9 protein-coding genes are annotated in these 18,404 nt (G+C 74.8%); 5 read left to right on the top strand and 4 right to left on the bottom strand.

All coding sequences use genetic code 11. From position 1 onward, the window contains the following. Window positions 1-33 precede the first annotated feature (33 nt). Complete coding sequence (locus ACIQTO_RS37725) at window positions 34-1,110, top strand: KR domain-containing protein (RefSeq protein ID WP_402398139.1); 1,077 nt, start codon at window positions 34-36, stop codon at window positions 1,108-1,110. Between the two features lie 58 nt (window positions 1,111-1,168). Here the strand turns inward: ACIQTO_RS37725 and ACIQTO_RS37720 are convergent, their stop codons facing one another. From ACIQTO_RS37720 to ACIQTO_RS37705, 4 genes are read right to left on the bottom strand one after another with little or no spacing between them, the layout of a single operon-like run. Next, the gene (locus ACIQTO_RS37720) at window positions 1,169-1,807 is read right to left on the bottom strand and encodes a response regulator (RefSeq protein WP_402398135.1); all 639 of its coding nucleotides are present in this window, start codon (window positions 1,805-1,807) and stop codon (window positions 1,169-1,171) included. Beyond that, window positions 1,804-3,057 carry a sensor histidine kinase gene (locus tag ACIQTO_RS37715; RefSeq protein WP_402398134.1) on the bottom strand — a complete coding sequence of 418 codons (1,254 nt, stop codon included), beginning with the start codon at window positions 3,055-3,057 and terminating at the stop codon, window positions 1,804-1,806. The genes ACIQTO_RS37720 and ACIQTO_RS37715 overlap by 4 nt, the downstream gene beginning before the upstream one ends. Window positions 3,058-3,102: 45 nt before the next feature. After that, window positions 3,103-3,831 carry an ABC transporter permease gene (locus ACIQTO_RS37710; RefSeq protein ID WP_402398137.1) on the bottom strand — a complete coding sequence of 243 codons (729 nt, stop codon included), beginning with the start codon at window positions 3,829-3,831 and terminating at the stop codon, window positions 3,103-3,105. A 58-nt stretch (window positions 3,832-3,889) separates the two neighbouring features. Continuing rightward, complete coding sequence (locus ACIQTO_RS37705) at window positions 3,890-4,807, bottom strand: ABC transporter ATP-binding protein (RefSeq protein ID WP_402398132.1); 918 nt, start codon at window positions 4,805-4,807, stop codon at window positions 3,890-3,892. A 297-nt stretch (window positions 4,808-5,104) separates the two neighbouring features. Here ACIQTO_RS37705 and ACIQTO_RS37700 point away from each other — a divergent pair, with 297 nt between their 5' ends. From ACIQTO_RS37700 to ACIQTO_RS37685, 4 genes are all read left to right on the top strand, one after another. Continuing rightward, window positions 5,105-6,343 (top strand): cytochrome P450, encoded by a 1,239-nt coding sequence (locus tag ACIQTO_RS37700; RefSeq protein ID WP_402398130.1) that lies wholly within the window; start codon window positions 5,105-5,107, stop codon window positions 6,341-6,343. A gap of 113 nt (window positions 6,344-6,456) precedes the next feature. Further along, on the top strand, window positions 6,457-7,419 hold the full coding sequence (locus ACIQTO_RS37695) for an ATP-binding cassette domain-containing protein (RefSeq protein WP_402398129.1): 963 nt from the start codon (window positions 6,457-6,459) through the stop codon (window positions 7,417-7,419). Beyond that, complete coding sequence (locus ACIQTO_RS37690; RefSeq protein ID WP_402398127.1) at window positions 7,419-8,255, top strand: ABC transporter permease; 837 nt, start codon at window positions 7,419-7,421, stop codon at window positions 8,253-8,255. The genes ACIQTO_RS37695 and ACIQTO_RS37690 overlap by 1 nt, the downstream gene beginning before the upstream one ends. A gap of 271 nt (window positions 8,256-8,526) precedes the next feature. Next, on the top strand, window positions 8,527-18,404 hold a 9,878-nt coding region (locus ACIQTO_RS37685), incomplete at its 3' end, for an SDR family NAD(P)-dependent oxidoreductase (protein WP_402398125.1).

Below are 18,404 nucleotides of genomic sequence, written 5' to 3'. Positions count from 1 at the left end.
TGTGACGCTGCGGACCGGTCGGCGTTGGCGGGGGTGTTGGGTGGTCTTGGGCGTGCGTTGACGGGTGTGGTGCATGCGGCGGGGGTGTTGGACGACGGTGTGTTCGGTGGGTTGACGGCGGAGCGGTTGTCGGGGGTGTTGCGTCCGAAGGTGGACGCGGTGGTGAATCTGGACGAGTTGACGGCGGGTGTGGATCTGTCGTTGTTCGTGGTGTTCTCGTCGGTGGCGGGGACGTTCGGTTCGGGTGGTCAGGCGAACTACGCGGCGGCGAACGCGTTCCTGGACGCGTTGATGGCGCGTCGGGTGGCGTCGGGGTTGGTGGGTCAGTCGTTGGCGTGGGGTCTGTGGGAGCAGGCGAGCGCCCTCACCGGCCACCTGGGACGGGTCGACCAGACCAGGGCCGGCAGCCTCAGCGCACCGCTGTCCACCCCCCGGGCGCTCGCGCTGTTCGACCGCGCGCGCGGCACGGGGCGGGCGCACCTCGTGCCGGTCGACCTCGACCTGGGCGTGCTGCGCTCCGGCGCCCACCCGGTGCCCGTGCTGCTGCGCGCCCTGGTCCAGGGCCCGGCCCGCCGGGCCGCCGACAACCGGGGCACGGACGGTCCGGCCCTGTCCGAGCGGCTGGCGCTGATGGCCGAGGCGCAGCGCGACGCGGTGCTGCTCGACCTGGTCACCGGGAACGCGGCGGTGGTCCTCGGGCACGGTTCGGCGGACGCCGTCGCGGCCGACCGGCCGTTCAAGGACCTCGGGTTCGACTCGCTGACCTCGGTCGAGCTGCGCAACCGGCTGAACACCGCCACCGGTCTGCGGCTGCCCCCGACCCTGGTCTTCGACCACCCCACCCCCGGTGCGCTCGCCCGCTACCTGCGGGAGAGCCTGCTGCCCGTCGTCAGCCCGGCCGAGGACCTGCTCGGCAGACTGACCGGGATGGAGGCCGAACTGGTCGCCCTGGCCGGGGCGGAACGGTCCGGGATCCGCACCCGGCTGGAGCTGCTGCTGGACCGGCTGCGGGACGCCGACGGCCCGCTCGACGCCCACGACGACAGCGATCTGGAGTCGGCGACGGCGGAGGACATCTTCGCGCTGATCGACGACGAACTCGGGGGCTGAGGGCCCCGGCCCCCGGACCGCCGCCGCGGTTCGGGGGCCGGTCGGCGGGCGTCCCGGCTCAGGTCACCAGACCGCGCCGGAACGCCTCGCCGACCGCGCCCGCCCGGTCCCGCACCCCGAGCTTGTCGTAGATGCGCAGCAGATGGGTCTTCACGCTGGCCTCGGTGATGAAGAGCGCGCTCGCGACCTCCTTGTTGGAGGACCCGTGGGCGACGAGGCGCATCACCTCCAGCTCGCGCGCGCTCAGCACGCCGTTGCCGGGCCGCCGGACCCGGTCCATCAGGCGCTTGGTGATGGTGGGGGAGAGCATCGCCTCGCCGCGCGCCGCCACCCGGGCCGCGCGCAGCAGCTCCTCGGTGGGCGCGTCCTTGAGCAGGTAGCCGGTGGCGCCGGCCTCGATCGCGGGCAGCACGTCGTTGTCGGTGTCGAAGGTGGTCAGCACCAGGACCCGGACCCGCGGGGCGGTCTCGCCGAGCCGGTGGATCGCGGTGACGCCGTCCATCACCGGCATGCGCAGGTCCATCAGCACCAGGTCGGGATCCAATTCGGCGACCAGGTCGAGGGCTTCGGCGCCGTTGCCGGCCTCGCCGACCACCTCGAACTCGGGGCTGCCGGTGAACGCGCCGCGCAGGCCGTCGCGGACGATCGGGTGGTCGTCCACGATCAGGAGCCGTACCCGGGCGGGCTGTCCGGTCATGCGTCGCCGCCCCGGCGGATCGCGGGCACGCTCGCGTTGACCGCGGTGCCCGCGCCCGGCGTGCTCTCGACGGTGAGCGTCCCGAGCACCCGGTCGAGCCGTCGGCGCAGACCGTGGAGCCCGTAGCCGCCCTCGCCGTCCGCCGCCGGCGGGTCGTCGTGCTCGGTCACGGTGAAGCCGACACCGTCGTCGTGAACGTCCAGCATGACCGTGTCCTCCAGGTAGGAAATGGTCAGCCTGACCTTACTGGCACCGGCGTGCTTCGCGATGTTCGCGAGCGTCTCCTGGGCGACCCGGAACAGGGCGACCTCGATCTCGGTCAGCAGCGGGACCGGGTCGCCGGTGGCCTCGACGCAGGACGGGACGGACTCGCGGGCCGACCAGCGCTGGGCCAGGTCGTGGATCGCGCTCGGCAGGTGGGCCTCGTCGAGCTCCACCGGCTGGAGCGCGGCCACCGACCGGCGGGCCGCCGCGAGGCTCTCCCGGGCCAGGGTCCGGGCCTGTTCCAGGTGCCACTCGTGCCGGTCGGGTTGCGGCCGGGCCCGGTCGGCGGCCTGGAGCTGGGTGATGATCCCGGCCAGCCCCTGGGCGATGGTGTCGTGGATCTCCCGGGCCATCCGCTGGCGCTCGTCCTGGATGCCCGCCTCCCGGGCCTGGGTGAGCAACTGGGCGTGCAGGCCGTTGTTCTCCGCGATCACCGCCGTCAGCTTGGCGACCAGCCGCCGGCGTTCCTCGCTGCGTTCGTTGAACCGCTGCGAGACGTTGCCGAACAGGCCGATCAGGCAGGTCTGCAGGCACACCGACGCGGCCGCGATCGCGATCCGCTTCGAGGTGTCCGGCACCCCGCCGGGGATCAGATTGATCATCAGCGAGGTGGCGCCGACGCTGAGGAAGGCCCACTGGCGCGGCAGCAGGTCGTAGGCCTGGACGAACCCGATCACGGCGAACACGAAGAAGATCGGGTGCCGCGTCATCAGCAGCGCGGCCAGCACCTGCTGGACCGCCACGTAGGTCAGCATCGGCCCGGTGCGGCCGGTCCACGCCGGTGACCGCAGGGTGTACATGGCCAGGGTCCACGCGGCGGTCACCACGACCAGCGGGACGACGGTCACCCGCGCGTTCGCCGCGCCCTCCTCGGGCTGGACGAGGCACAGCACGGTGGCCACGCCCAGCAGCGCGAGGGGGAGCGGGGTCAGGAAGCGGCGCAGGTCGCCCGGTTCGTCGCCGGTCGTGCCGGTCGTGCTGGTCATCGGCCCCCCGGGTGCGCTGCGACCGTACGCGATCACGAACTCAGCCTATTCCCAGCGGAACAGCCGCGCCGCCGCGGCGCCGAAGGCCACCGAGTAGGCGAGCAGGACCAGCACGGCGGTCAGGCCGGGCCAGTGGCCCTTGGCGACGTCGCCGAAGGCCTGGACGGAGGCGCCGAGCGGGGTGTAGTCACCGATCCTGACGAGCGCGTCGGGCATCTGCTCCCGGGGCACGTAGAGGCCGGCGAAGAACATCAGCGGGAAGAACAGCATGCTGCCCGCGCCGGTGGCGGCCTTGCTGGTCTTGATCACCGACGCGAGGAACAGCCCGATGGACAGCACCGCCGTGACCGAGAGCAGGAACGCGATCACGAAGCCGGCCGGGTTGCCGGGCAGCTTGACGTCCCAGAGCACGCGCGAGGTGGCGAGCACCAGGATCGTGGTGGCGACGGCGACGGTCGTCTGGACCACGAGCTGGGCCACCAGCACCCGGGCCGGGCCCACCGGCGTCGTCGAGAGCCGGCGCAGGATGCCCTTCTCGCGGTAGCTCACCAGGTAGGTCGGTGTGATGAACAGGCCGGTCAGCGCGAAGGCCAGCACCACCAGGACGGGCGTGAAGTAGTCGATGCCGCGCTGGCCGAGCTCCACGTTGATCTCACGGGAGGACGGGATGCTTCCGATGATCACCACGAGGACGACCGGGAAGAGGAGCGTCCAGAAGTACGCGGCTGGGTCTCGCAGGAAGAGTTTGAACTCCACGGCCGTGAGCCGGTTCATCGCCCGCACGGGGGGTCTCCTTCTGAGGGGTCGGGGGTCTGCTTCGGGGGCCGGGAGGTCAGCGCGTGGGGTGGTCGAACCGGCGACCGGTCAGGGCGAGGAACGCGTCCTCCAGACTGGCCAGTTCGGCCCGCAGGTCGGCGGCGACGATCTGGTTGCGGGCCAGCGCCGAGGTGACCGCGTACACCAGGTTGCCGGTGCCGGTGACCTCCACCTGGGAGCCGTGCCGCTCCACGGAGGTCACCTCCGGGAGCGAGGTGAGGATCTCGTCGTCGAGCCGGGAGGTCGGCCGGAAGCGCACCTTCTGCTCGGCGCCCACCCCGGCCACCAGGCCGGCCGGGGAGTCCAGCGCGACGATCTTGCCGCCGTCGATCAGGGCCAGCCGGTCGCAGAGCCGCTCGGCCTCCTCCATGAAGTGGGTGACCAGGACGACGGTGATGCCGCGCGCGCGGACCTGCTCGATCAACTCCCAGGTGTCCCGGCGGGCCGCCGGGTCCAGCCCGGTGGTCAGCTCGTCCAGGACGGCGACCTTCGGGTTGCCGACCAGCGCCAGGGCGATCGACAGCCGCTGCTTCTGGCCGCCGGAGAGGCTGTGGAACGGGCTGTCGATCTTGTCCAGGAGGTTCAGCTCCGCGAGCAGCTCGCGCCAGTCGGCGTGGTCCTCGTAGAAGGAGGCGTACAGCTCCATCGCCTCGGAGACCCGCAACTTGTCCGGCATCTCGCTCTTCTGCAGCTGCATGCCCAGGATGCGGCGCAGCTCGGTGGCGTCGCGCCGGGGGTCGAGGCCGTGCACCGAGACGCTGCCGCCGACCGGCTTGCGCAGGCCCGCGATGCACTCGACCGTCGTGGTCTTCCCCGCCCCGTTGGGACCGAGGATCCCGAAGATCTCCCCCTCCTCGACCTCGAACGAGATGTCGTCCACGACGACCTTCTGGCCGTACTGCATCCGTAGGTTCGATACGACGATCGCTGGCACGGTGTCGCTCTCCGTTCTCTGAGGTCCGACCAGTGTCCGGCCCGCAGCGCGTCGCGCGGATCGACCCGGTGATATCCGTACGGTGGAACTTCCCGCGACCGAACGGTTGACACCCGGAGGGCCGCACCCGCCCGCCGGTCGTCGGCGCGCCGCCCCGGCACTCCCGCCCCGACACTCCCGGCCCGGCCCCTATTTCGGCGCCGGCGGCCCCGGTTAGGGGTGTCGGCCCGGGGCGGCCGGTGCCTACGCTCGGCCCCGTCTGCGGGAGGTTGCGGGAGGCTGGAGGAGCACGTGACGGTGGAGTCCAACGAGCGGCAACTCCGGGCGCAGATGCGCTTCTTCCACGATCTGGTGCGCAAGCTCGCCGCCCAGGGCGATCCCTACGCGAAGGTGCTGAGCGCCCCGGACAACCCCTACCCGGCCTACGAGGAGATCAGGGCGCGCGGCGCGCTCTACCGCAGTCCGCTGGGGACGTGGGTCACCACCAACCACGAACTCGCCAACCAGGTACTGCGGGACAAGCGGTTCGGCGTGCGGAAGGCGAACGGCGAGAAGGTGCCGGAGTTCATGAACTTCGACAACTCCATGCTCGGCCTCGACCCGCCCGAGCACACCCGGCTGCGCCGGCTGACCATGCCCACGCTCAACCCCCGCATGGTGGACCGTTGGCGGGGCCGGGCGGAGAAGATCTGCCACCGGCTGATCGACGACATCCTGGCGGGCGGCGACCGGTTCGACCTGATGACCGCCTTCGCCCACCACCTGCCGACCGCGGTGATCGGCGACCTGGTCGGCATCCCCGAGGAGGACCGCGACCGGTTCCACCTGCTCAGCCGGGAGATCGTCCCGCTGCTGGACGGTGTGGTCACCTACGAGAAGGCGCGCGGCGTCGACACCGCGCTCGCGGGGATGACCGAGCTGTTCACCCGCGTCGTCGAGCAGCGCCGGGCCGACCCGCGCGACGACATGATCAGCCGGATGCTGCCGATGGTCGACGACGGCAGCCTGACCATGGCGGAGCTGCTGCCCCTGTGCATGTTCCTGCCGCTCGCGGGCACCGAGACGACCGTCAACCTGATCGGCAACGGCGTGCTGGCACTGCTGCGCCACCCCGAGCAGTGGCGGATGGTGGCCGAGAACCCCGAACTGGCCCAGGGCGTGGTCTCCGAGACCCTGCGTCACGACCCGCCGGTGCAGACCTACCGGCGGATCGCGCACGAGCCGGTCGAGCTGGCGGGCGTCGCCCTGCCCGTCGACGGCGAGCTGGCGATCGTGGCCGCCGGGGCCAACCGGGACCCGGAGGTCTTCACCGACCCCGCCCGCTTCGACATCACCCGGGTCAGCCGCAACGACACGCTGGCGTTCTCGGCGGGCATCCACTACTGCCTCGGCGCGCCGCTGGCCCGGTTCGAGGCGGAGGTCGCCTACCAGACCCTGGTCACCCGCCTGCCCCGGCTGCGGCAGGCCGGCCCGGTCCGCAGACGGGGCTCCTTCATCATTCGCGGACTGCGGGAGTTCCCGTTGTCGGCGAGCTGATCCCGCGGCAGCGCACGGCTCCCGCCGGGGCGGCCGCGACCGGAGCACGACCGCGCACGGCACGCACGCGCCCGGGGCACACCCTCGCCCACGGCACACCCAGTGGAGGAATGATGGCGGACCCGATCGTCCTTGCCGAAGGACTGCACAAGCGCTTCGGCGAGGTGCACGCGCTGCGCGGCCTCGAACTCAGCGTCCCCGCCGGGACGGTCTGCGGCGTGCTCGGCCCCAACGGCGCGGGCAAGACCACCGCGGTGCGGATCCTCGCGACGCTGATGGACCCCGACGCGGGGCACGCCCGGATCGCCGGGCTGGACGTCGTCCGCGACGCCGACCGGGTGCGCTCGCTGATCGGCCTGGCCGGCCAGTACGCCGCCGTCGACGAGAAGCTGACCGGACGCGGCAACCTGCGGATGTTCGGTCGCCTGTACCACCTGCCCCGGCGCGAGGTGCACCAGCGGGCCGACGAACTCCTGGAGCGCTTCGGCCTGATGGAGGCGGCCGACCGGCAGGTGCGCGGCTACTCCGGCGGCATGCGGCGTCGGCTCGACCTGGTCGCCAGCCTCATCCTGCGTCCCCAGGTGCTGTTCCTCGACGAGCCGACCACCGGACTCGACCCGCGCAGCCGCGGCGAGATCTGGGACTGCGTGCGCGAACTCGTCGCCGACGGCACGACCGTGCTGCTCACCACCCAGTACCTGGACGAGGCGGACCAACTGGCCGACGACATCGCGGTGGTGGACGACGGCCGGGTGATCGCCAACGGGACTCCCGACGAGCTCAAGTCCATGATCGGCGACCGGTTCGACGTCGTCGTGGAGGACTCGGCGCTGCTGCCGGACGCCGTCGCCGTGCTGCACCGGCTGGCCGGGGCCGAACCGGCGACCACCGGGGACAACAGCCTCAGCGTGCCGACCGCGGGCGGCACCGTGCGGGTCGCCGACGTCGTGCGGGAGCTGGACCGGGCGGGTGTGGGCGTCGCCGACATCAGCCTGCGCCGCCCCACCCTCGACGAGGTGTTCCTGCGTCTCACCGACCGATCGGCCGCCGACGAACGAGTCAAGGACAACGCCTGATGACCGTCAAGACCACCTCCGTTTCCCGCCGGTCCCCCGTCACCCGGCTGCGCTGGGCCCTGGCGGACGGCTCCGTCCTGGTCGGGCGCGAGTTCAGCCGGCTCCGGCAGGAGCCGGGCGAGCTGATCACCGCCCTGATCTTCCCCGCCGTCATGGTGCTGCTGTTCGGCTACGTCTTCGGCAGCGCGATCCAGGTGCCGGGCGGCGGCGACTACCGCGCCTACCTGATGCCGGGGCTGTTCGCCATGGTGACGGCCAGTTCGGTGGTCGCGGTGATCGGCCGGGTCGCCACCGACGTCTCCCGGGGGCTGATGAGCCGGTTCCGCTCGATGCCGATGTCGCGCGTCGCCGTCGCCTTCGGGCACACCGCCTCCGACATCATCGGCGGCCTGCTCGGGATGGCCATCATGGCGGGCGCCGGCCTGCTGGTCGGCTGGCGCGCGGAGAACGGCCTGCTGTCCGCCCTCGGCGGGTTCGGCCTGCTCGTCCTGATGCGCTACGCCCTGAGCTGGGCCGGCTGCTACTCGGGGCTGAAGGTGGCCAACGAGCAGGTCGCCCAGCAGCTGTCGCTGCTGGTGCTGCCGGTCACCATGCTGTCCAACGCGTTCGTGCCGACCGACGGGATGCCCGCCTGGCTGCGCTTCATCGCCGAGTGGAACCCGCTCAGCGCGCTCACCGCCGCCTGCCGCCAGCTGTTCGGCAACCCGGGGACGGTGACGGGCTCGCAGGCCTGGCCGCTGGAGCACGCGGTGGCCGCGACGGTGCTCTGGTCGGTGGGCCTGCTGGTGGTCTTCGTACCGCTGTCGATCCGTTCGTTCCAGCGCAAGGACCGGTGAACCGGCCGGGCCCGTCGAACGTCCCCGGACCGAACCCCTAACTGTGCGGGGCCGGGACCGGGGGGTCGCCGCCCGCTCCGCTTAGGGGTTGGTGCCGATGGGTTCGCTCCCTAGGCTCGCGGACGATGCGCCATCAGGTGAGAAGTGGCACACCTCCCGGCCCCACCCGATGGCCCTTGCGAAACGCCCGATCCTCCAGGTCGACGCCCTCGGCGTGCCACCTGTGCTCTTCGTACGGCTATTTCCGGCGCATTAAGTGTTGAGGTGTCCCATGCCTGAGGTTCATGCCGATGACGCTGCCATCGCCGTCGTAGGACTCGCCTGCCGACTGCCGGGCGCCGCGACACCGCGAGCCTTCTGGAAACTGCTGTGCGACGGCGTGGACGCGATCGGCGACCTCCCCCTCGACCGGGGGGACCTCGCCGGCGAGGACGTGCCGCGCCGCGGCGGCTTCCTCGACCGGATCGACGGGTTCGACCCGGGCTTCTTCGGCATCTCGCCGCGCGAGGCCACCGCCATGGACCCGCAGCAGCGGCTCATGCTGGAGCTGAGCTGGGAGGCGCTGGAGGACGCCCGGGTCGTGCCGGACGTCCTGCGCGGCAGCCGGACGGGCGTGTTCGTCGGCGTGATGGCCTCCGACTACGCCACCCTCGCCCAGCGCGGCGGCACCGCGCAGCTCGGCCCGCACTCGCTGGCCGGCCTGCAGCGCGGCCTGATCGCCAACCGGGTCTCCTACGCCGTCGGGCTGCGCGGGCCCAGCATGACCGTCGACGCCGGGCAGTCGTCCTCCCTGGTCGCGGTGCACGTGGCCGCCGACAGCCTGCGGCGCGGCGAGGCGACCCTCGCGCTGGCGGGCGGCGTGCACCTCATCGCCGCCCCGGAGAGCACGGTCGGCGCGGCCCGGTTCGGCGCGCTCTCGCCGGACGGCCGCTGCTACACCTTCGACGAGCGCGCCAACGGCTACGTCCGCGGTGAGGGCGGTGTGGTCGTCGCGCTCAAGACGGTGGCCCGGGCCGTCGCCGACGGCGACCGGATCTACTGCGTCATCCGCGGCAGCGCGGTCAACAACGACGGCGGCGGCGCGAGCCTGACCACCCCCAGCCCCGAGGCGCAGGCCGACGTGCTGAGCGCCGCCTACCGCCGGGCCGGCCTGGCGCCCGACGCCGTGCGCTACGTCGAGCTGCACGGCACCGGAACCGCCGTCGGCGACCCGGTCGAGGCGGCCGCCCTCGGCAGCGTCCTCGGCGCGGGCCGCACCCCCGGCACGGCGCTGCGGGTCGGGTCCGCCAAGACGAACATCGGCCACCTCGAAGGCGCGGCCGGCGCGGCCGGCCTGCTGAAGGCCGTCCTGGCGGTGGCCAACCGGCAGCTTCCGCCGAGCCTGAACTTCGAACGCCCCAACCCGCGGATCCCGCTGGACGAACTCGGCCTGCGGGTGCAGACCGCGCTCGAACCCTGGCCCGAGGGCCCGCGGATCGCCGGCGTGAGCGCGTTCGGCATGGGCGGCACCAACTGCCACGTGGTGCTCGCCGAATGGCCCGGCCGGGCCCCGGCCGGGCGCGAGCGGACCGCCGGGCCCGACGCGCCGGTGCTCTGGCCGCTCTCCGGCCGTACGGACGACGCGGTGCGCGACCAGGCCGCCCGGCTGCGCGCCCACCTGGAGGCGGCCCCCGGCGCCGACCCGGCGGACATCGGCCACTCCCTCGCGACCACCCGGACGGCCTTCGGCCGCCGGGCGGCCGTGGTCGGGCGCACCCGGGAGGAACTGCTGCGCCGGCTCGGCGCGCTGGCCGCCGGGGAGCCCGTGCGCGGTGTGGTCACCGGCGAGGCGGACGACGGCGGGACGGACGAGGCCGGGACGGCCGGGGGCGCCACCGCGTTCCTGTTCACCGGCCAGGGCTCGCAGCGCGCCGGGATGGCCCGCGGGCTCCACGCCACCTACCCGGTGTTCGCGGCCGCGTTCGACGAGCTGTGCGCCGAACTCGACCCGCGGCTCGGCGGCTCGGTCCGGGACGCCGTGTTCGAGGGCACCGACCTCGACCGGACGAGCTGGACCCAGGCGGGCCTGTTCGTCGTCGAGGTGGCACTGTTCCGCCTGCTCACCTCCTGGGGCGTGACCCCGGACGTGCTGCTCGGGCACTCGATCGGCGAGGTCGCCGCCGCGCACTGCGCAGGCGTGCTGTCCGTCCCGGACGCCTGCGCCCTGGTGGCGGCGCGCGGCCGGCTGATGCAGGCGTTGCCGGCCGGCGGCGCGATGCTGGCCGTGGAGGCGTCCGAGGCCGAGGTACGGGCGGAGATCGGCGACCGGCTGGCTGTCGCGGCGGTCAACGGGCCGACTTCGGTGGTGGTGTCGGGCCCCGCCGAGGTGGTGGAGGAGTTCGCGGCCGGCTGGGCCGCCCAGGGCCGCAAGACCCACCGGCTGACGGTGTCGCACGCCTTCCACTCGGTGCTGATGGAGCCGATGCTGGCCGAATTCTCGGCCGTCCTGGCGGAGTTGACCTTCGCCGAGCCGACGCTCCCGATCGTCTCCAACCTGACCGGGGCCGTTGCCGAGCCCGGTCTGCTGTCGACCCCGGACTACTGGGTGCGTCAGGTCCGTGAGGCGGTCCGCTTCGCCGACGGTGTCGCCACCCTGAACGACCAGGGGGTGACCCGGTTCGTCGAACTGGGCCCGGACGGCGTGCTCTGCGGGATGGCCCGGCAGAGCGGCGCCCGGGGCACGCTCGCCCCGGCCCTGCGCCGCGACCGCGACGACGCGGAGACCCTGCTGGCTGCCGTGGCCCGGCTCTACACGGCCGGTGCGCGGCCCGACTGGGACGCCGTCTTCGCGGGCCACGACCCCCGCCCCGTCGACCTCCCCACCTACGCCTTCCAGCGCCGCCGCTTCTGGCTGGACACCGCCGCGGGTCCGGCCGCCGCGACCGCCCCGGCCGTCCGGGCGGCGCCGGCGGCGGACGAGCCGGTCGCCGAGCGACGGGACGACCGGGCGCTGCTGCGGCAGATCCGGGCCCAGGTCGCCGCCGTCCTCGACTACGAGACCCCCGGCGAGGTCGACGCCCGGCTCACCTTCCGCGAACTCGGCCTCGACTCGCTCACCGCCGTCGAGCTGCGCGACCGGCTGGCCGCCGCCACCCGGCTGCGGCTCCCGGACTCCCTGGTCTTCGACCACCCCACCCCGCTGCGGCTGGCCGACCACCTCTCCGGACTGCTCTACGGCGAGCCCGCCGCGGTCGCCGTCCGGCAGCCCGGCGCGCCGCTGCCCGGCGCCGCGGGCGACGAGCCGATCGCGATCGTCGCCATGAGCTGCCGGTACGCGGGCGGGATCGACACCCCCGAAGCCCTCTGGCAGGCGGTGTCCGACGGCCGCGACCTGGTCTCCGGCTTCCCCGACGACCGCGGCTGGGACCTCACCGGCCTGCACACCCACGAGGGCCACGACCCGGCCGGGGCGTTCCTGACCGACGCGACCCGCTTCGACGCGGCGTTCTTCGGCATCTCGCCGCGCGAGGCGCTGGCGATGGACCCGCAGCAGCGGCTGCTGCTGGAGACCGCCTGGGAGGCCGTCGAGCGCCTCGGCGCCGCCCCGGCCGCGCTGCGCGGCAGCCGGACCGGTGTGTTCGTCGGCGCCACGGCGCAGGACTACGGCCCGCGCCTGCACGAGGCACCGGCCGACCTCGAAGGCCACCTGCTGACCGGCAACACCGCGAGCGTCGCCTCCGGGCGGATCGCCTACGTGCTCGGCCTGGAGGGCCCGGCGGTCACCGTCGACACGGCCTGCTCGTCCTCGCTGGTGGCCCTGCACCTGGCCGCCCAGTCGCTGCGCCTCGGGGAGTGCACGCTGGCCCTGGCCGGCGGCGCCACCGTGCTGGCGACGCCCGGCATGTTCATCGAGTTCGGCAAGCAGCAGGGCCTGTCGGCCGACGGGCGCTGCAAGGCCTTCGCCGAGGGCGCCGACGGCACCGGCTGGGGCGAGGGCGTCGGCCTGCTGGTGCTGGAGCGGCTCTCGGACGCGCGCCGCAACGGGCACGAGGTGCTCGCGGTGATCCGGGGCAGCGCGGTCAACCAGGACGGCGCCTCCAACGGCCTCGCCGCGCCGAACGGCCCGTCCCAGGAGCGGGTGATCCGGCAGGCGCTCGCGAGCGCCGGGCTGGCCGCGACCGGCGTGGACGCCGTCGAGGCGCACGGCACCGGGACCGCCCTCGGCGACCCGATCGAGGCGCAGGCGCTGCTGGCCACCTACGGCCACGACCGCGCCGCGGCGGACCCGGTCTGGCTCGGCTCGGTGAAGACCAACATCGGCCACACCCAGGCCGCCGCCGGCGTGGCCGGCGTCATCAAGATGGTGCAGGCGATGCGGCACGGCACGCTGCCGCGCACGCTGCACGCCGACACCCCCTCCAGCCGGGTGGACTGGAGCGCGGGCGGCGTCCGGCTGTTGACCGAGTCCCGGGCCTGGCCCGAGCGCGGTCGTGCCCGGCGGGCGGCGGTGTCCTCCTTCGGGATCAGCGGCACCAACGCGCACCTGATCATCGAGAGTGTGCCGGCCCCGGTCCCGGCGGCCCCGTCCGCCCCGGCCGGCCCCCTGCCGTTCCCGCTCTCCGCACGCGGCGGCGCCGCGCTGCGCGCCCAGGCCGGGCGCCTCGCCGAGGCCGTGCGCGGCACGGCCGGCCTGGCCGACCTCGGCCTGTCGCTGACCGGCCGCGCCGTCTTCGACCACCGCGCCGTGGTGGTCGCCGCCGACCGCGAGGAGCTGCTCGCCGGTCTGGACGCCCTGGTCCGCGAGCTGCCGGCGCCGAACCTGACCACCGGCACGGCGGGCGCCCCCGACGGCCCGGTGCTCGTCTTCCCCGGCCAGGGCTCCCAGTGGCAGGGCATGGCCGCCGAGCTGTACACGGCCTCCGAGGTCTTCCGCGCCGAGCTCACCGCCTGCGCCGAGGCGCTCGCCCCGCACACCGACTGGTCGCTGATCGAGGTGCTGCACGGCGCCCCCGGCGCCCCCTCCCTGGACCGCGTCGACGTGGTGCAGCCCGCGCTGTTCGCGGTGATGGTGTCGCTGGCGAAGCTCTGGCGGCACGCCGGCGTCGTCCCCTCGGCCGTGATCGGGCACTCCCAGGGCGAGATCGCCGCCGCCCACGTCGCCGGCGGCCTCTCCCTGGCGGACGCGGCCCGGGTCGTCGCGCTGCGCAGCCGCTACCTGCGCGTCCTCGCGGGCACCGGCGGGATGGCGTCGATCCCGCTGCCCACCGCCCAGGTGGAGGAGCGCATCGCGCGGTTCGGCGGCCGGATCGGCGTCGCGGCCCACAACGGCCCGTCCGCCACCGTCGTCTCCGGCGAGGGCGACGCCCTCGACGAACTCGTCGAGCAGTGCCTGGCCCAGGGCGTCCGCGCCCGGCGCGTCCCGGTGGACTACGCCTCGCACTCGCCCGCCGTCGACCCGCTCCGGGAGGAGCTGGCCGCCGCCCTGGCCGGGATCACCCCGCGCGAGGGCCACACCGCGTTCTACTCCACCGTCACCGGCGGACTCCTGCCGACCACCGGACTGGACGCCGACTACTGGTTCCGCAACCTGCGCCAGGTCGTCCGCTTCGAGCCCACCGTGCGCGCACTGCTGGCGGCCGGCCACCGGACCTTCGTGGAGTCCAGCCCGCACCCCGTACTCACCCCCGGGATCCAGGAGACGGTGGAGGCCGAGGGGCACGGCGGCGCGGTCCTCGGCACCCTGCGCCGCGACCACGGCGGCCCCGAGCGGTTCCTCGGGGCGCTCGCCGAGGCGTACGTCAACGGCGTCGAGGTCGACTGGGCCGACGCCTTCCCCGCCACCGCCCGGACCGTGCCGCTGCCCACCTACCCGTTCCAGCGCGAGCGGTTCTGGCTGGCACCCGGCCGGGGCGCGACCGACGCGACCGGGCTCGGTCTGGACGCCGCCGACCACCCGCTGGTCGGCGCCGCGGTCACCCTCGCGGGCGACGACACGCTGGTCCTCACCGGCCGGCTCGGCACGGCCGCCCAGCCGTGGCTCGCCGACCACGTGGTCCGGGGCGAGGTCGTCCTGCCCGGTTCCGCGCTCGTCGACCTCGCGCTGCACGCCGGCCTGCGCTGCGGGTACCCCCACCTGGAGGACCTCACCCTGCAGAGCCCGCTGGTCCTCCCGGCGGACGGCGCGATCCAGGTCCAGCTGGTGCTGCTGCCGCCGGACGCCGCCGGACGCCGCCCGGTCACCGTCCACTCGCGGCCGCGGCCGGCCGACGACGAACGCCCGTGGACCTGGCACGCCACCGGAGCGCTGAGCACCGGGCCGGCCGCCGCACCCACCGCGCCGGGCGCCTGGCCGCCCGCCGGCGCCGTCCCGCTCGCGGTCCGGGACGCCTACCCCGTGCTGGCCGACCGGGGCTACGCCTACGGCCCGGCCTTCCAGGGCCTGACGGCCGCCTGGCGGCGCGGCGACGAGCTGTTCGCCGAGGTCACCCTCCCCGGCACCCTCCAGCCCGAGGGCTTCGGCATCCACCCGGCGCTGCTCGACGCCGCACTGCACGTGCTGCTGGTCGACGGCGAAGCGGCGCGGACCAGGCTCGCCTTCTCCTTCTCCGGCGTCCGCCTGCACGCCGCCGGGGCGACCGCGGTCCGGGTGCGGGTCACGCCCGCCGGCCCCGACGGCTCCGTCTCCGTCGCACTGAGCGACCCGGCCGGCGCCGCCGTCCTGGACATCGACGAACTCGTGCTGCGCCCGGTCGACCCCGGGCAGCACGCACCCGCCGCCACCGACCCGCTCTACCGGCTCGACTGGATCACACCGGCCGGGAGCACGACCGCCGAGCCCACCGGGCCGGGCTCCTGGACCGTCCTGGACGGCATCGCGCAGGGCCTGCCGCCGGCCGACGGCGGCCCGGTGCCCGCGGCCGTCGTCGTCCCGCTGGCCGGCGACCCGCAGGCACCCGCCGAGAGCGCGCACGCCCTGACCCGCGCCGCCCTCGGCCTGATCCAGGCCTTCCTCGCCGAGGAGGCCCGGGCCGACTCCCGCCTCGTCCTGCTCACCCGCCGGGCCGTCGCCGCCGGCCCGGCCGAGGACGTCCGCGACCTGGCCGCGGCCGCCGTCCTCGGCCTGGCCCGCAGCGCCCAGATCGAGCACCCCGGCCGGATCCTGCTCGTCGACCACGACGGCGAGAGCGTCGCCGACGACACCCTCCGCGCGGCCCTCGCCGCCGACGAGCCGCAGCTCGCCGTCCGCGACGGCCGTCTGCTGGCACCCCGGCTGGCCAGGACGGCGGCCGAGCCCACCCGCTCGCCGTTCGACCCGGACGGCACCGTCCTGCTCACCGGCGGCACCGGCGCGATCGGCCGCCTGCTCGCCCGGCACCTGGTCACCGCGCACGGCGTCCGGCACCTGCTGCTCGTCGGCCGCCGGGGCCTGCCGGCCGAGGACCTCGCCGAGCTGACCGCCGGGCTGGACGCCGAGGTCACCGCCGCGGCCTGCGACGCGGCCGACCCGGACGCCCTGGCCGCCCTGCTGGCCGGCCTCCCCGCCGCGCACCCGCTCACCGCCGTGGTGCACGCCGCCGGTGTCGTCGACGACGCCTCCGTGCAGCGGCTGCGCCCGGACCAGCTGGACGCGGTGCTGCGCCCGAAGGCCGACGCGGCCTGGAACCTGCACCGGCTCACCCGCGACCTCGACCTCACCGCCTTCGTCCTCTTCTCCTCGCTGGCCAGCACCGTCGGCGCCGCGGGCCAGGGCAGCTACGGCGCGGCCAACGCCTTCCTCGACGCCCTGGCCCAGCACCGGCACGCCCTCGGGCTGCCTGCCCAGGCCCTGCTCTCCGGCCTCTGGGCGCACGGCGAGGGCATGGGCGGGCGGCTCGGCGACGCCGACCGGGCCCGCCTGGTCCGCGGCGGCCTGGCGCCGATGAGCGCGGACCAGGGCCTCGCCCTCTTCGACGCGGCCCTCACCGACGGCCGTCCGCTGATCGCCCCGGCCCGGATCGCCGTCGCCGAGGCGGCCACCCGCGCCGAGGCGCCGCCCGCCGTGCTGCGCGGCCTGATCCGCACCCCGCTGCGCCGGGCCTCGGCCGCCACGGGTGCGAGCGGCCTGGCCGACCGGCTGGCCACGCTGCCCGCGGCCGACCGCCGCCGGACCCTGCTGGACCTGGTCCGGTCGAGCGCCGCGACCGCGCTGGGCCACGCCGACCCGGCCGGGATCGCGGTGGACGGCGCGTTCAAGGCCCTCGGCTTCGACTCGCTGATCGCCGTGGAGTTCCGCAACCGGCTCAACGCGGCGGCGGGCCTGCGGCTGCCCAGCACCGTGGCCTTCGACCACCCCACGCCGGGCGCCCTCGCCGACCACCTGCTGGCCCTGCTGACCGACGGGACGGGCGCCGCCGACGGCGCCGCACCGACGGCGAGGGCCGCGGCCGCCGCCCCGGGCGAGCCGATCGCGATCGTGGCGATGGGCTGCCGCTTCCCCGGCGGCATCGGCTCGCCGGGCGAGCTCTGGCAGGTGGTGGCCGAGGGGGGCGACGTGATCTCGTCGCTCCCGACCAACCGCGGCTGGGACCTCGACCGGCTCTACCACGCGGACCCCGACGAGGCGGGCCGCTCGTACACCCGCGAGGGCGGTTTCCTGCACGACGCGGACCGGTTCGACGCCGCGTTCTTCGGCATCTCACCCCGTGAGGCGGCGGCCGCCGACCCGCAGCAGCGGCTGCTGCTGGAGACGGCCTGGGAGGTCGTCGAGCGCGCCGGGATCGACCCGGCGACGCTGCGGCACAGCGCCACCGGCGTGTTCACCGGTGTCGCCACCCAGGAGTACGGCCCGCGGATGGACCACGCCCTGGAGGCCTACGAGGGCTACCGGGTCACCGGCAGCGCGGGCAGTGTCGCCTCCGGCCGGGTGGCGTACGCGCTCGGGCTGGAGGGCCCCGCGGTCACCGTGGACACGGCGTGCTCCTCCTCGCTGGTGGCCCTGCACCTCGCGGTGCAGGCGCTGCGGGCCGGCGACTGCGACCTGGCCCTGGCCGGTGGCGCCGCCGTGATGTCCACCCCCGGGCTGTTCATCGAGTTCAGCCGCCTGCGCGGACTGTCCGAGGACGGTCGTTGCCGGGCCTTCGGTTCGGGTGCGGACGGCTTCGGCCTGGCCGAAGGCGTCGGCCTGGTCATGGTGGAGCGCTTGTCGGACGCGCGGCGCAACGGGCACGAGGTCCTGGCGGTCATCCGGGGCAGCGCGATCAACCAGGACGGTGCCTCGAACGGGCTGACGGCGCCGAACGGTCCGTCGCAGGAGCGGGTGATCCGGCAGGCCCTGGCCAACGCCGGGCTGTCGGCCGCCGAGGTGGACGTGGTGGAGGCGCACGGCACGGGCACCCGTCTCGGTGACCCGATCGAAGCACACGCGCTGCTGGCCACCTACGGCCGGGAGCGGGCCGGTGAGCCGTTGTGGCTGGGGTCGGTGAAGTCGAACATCGGGCACACCCAGGCCGCCGCGGGTGTGGCCGGGGTGATCAAGATGGTGCAGGCGATGCGGCACGGGGTGCTGCCCGCGACGCTGCACGTGGACGAGCCGTCCCCGGAGGTGGACTGGTCGGCGGGTGCGGTGGAGCTGCTCGCCGAGGCGCGTCCGTGGCCGGAGGCCGGCCGGCCGCGTCGGGCCGGTGTGTCCTCGTTCGGCATGAGCGGCACCAACGCGCACCTGATCCTGGAGGAGGTGCCGGTCGCCGCTCCGGCCGAGGAGCCGCCGGCGGTGGCCGGCCCGGTGCCGTGGCTGCTGTCGGGCCGGACGCCGGCCGCGTTGAGCGCGCAGGCCGAGCGGCTGCGGGACTTCGTGGCCGGGCGGACCGGGCTGACGCCGGCGCAGGTCGGCCGGTCGCTGCTGTCGCGGGCCGCTCTGGAGCACCGCGCGGTGGTGCTGGGTGGTGAGCGGGCCGGATTGGTGGACGGTCTGGCGGTGCTCGGTGGTGAGGGTGTGGTCCGGGGCCGGGTGGTGCCGGGTGACGTGGTGTTCGTGTTCCCGGGGCAGGGTTCGCAGTGGGTCGGGATGGCCCGTGAACTCGCGGAGTCCTCGCCGGTTTTCGCGGCGCGGTTGGCGGAGTGCGAGGCGGCGTTGGCGCCGTTCGTGTCGTGGTCGTTGGCGGAGGCGCTGGGCGACGAGCTGTTGCTGGGCCG

Origin of the sequence: Kitasatospora sp. NPDC091207 (genome assembly GCF_044768625.1) — a bacterium.
Taxonomy (GTDB): domain Bacteria; phylum Actinomycetota; class Actinomycetes; order Streptomycetales; family Streptomycetaceae; genus Kitasatospora.
This window is presented reverse-complemented; position numbering and strand designations above follow the sequence as displayed.

Coding starts and splice junctions, on each gene's coding strand:
- ACIQTO_RS37710 (WP_402398137.1), bottom strand. CDS start 3,831: ATGAACCGGCTCACGGCCGTGGAGTTCAAACTCTTCCTGCGAGACCCA.
- ACIQTO_RS37695 (WP_402398129.1), top strand. CDS start 6,457: ATGGCGGACCCGATCGTCCTTGCCGAAGGACTGCACAAGCGCTTCGGC.
- ACIQTO_RS37690 (WP_402398127.1), top strand. CDS start 7,419: ATGACCGTCAAGACCACCTCCGTTTCCCGCCGGTCCCCCGTCACCCGG.
- ACIQTO_RS37715 (WP_402398134.1), bottom strand. CDS start 3,057: ATGACCAGCACGACCGGCACGACCGGCGACGAACCGGGCGACCTGCGC.
- ACIQTO_RS37720 (WP_402398135.1), bottom strand. CDS start 1,807: ATGACCGGACAGCCCGCCCGGGTACGGCTCCTGATCGTGGACGACCAC.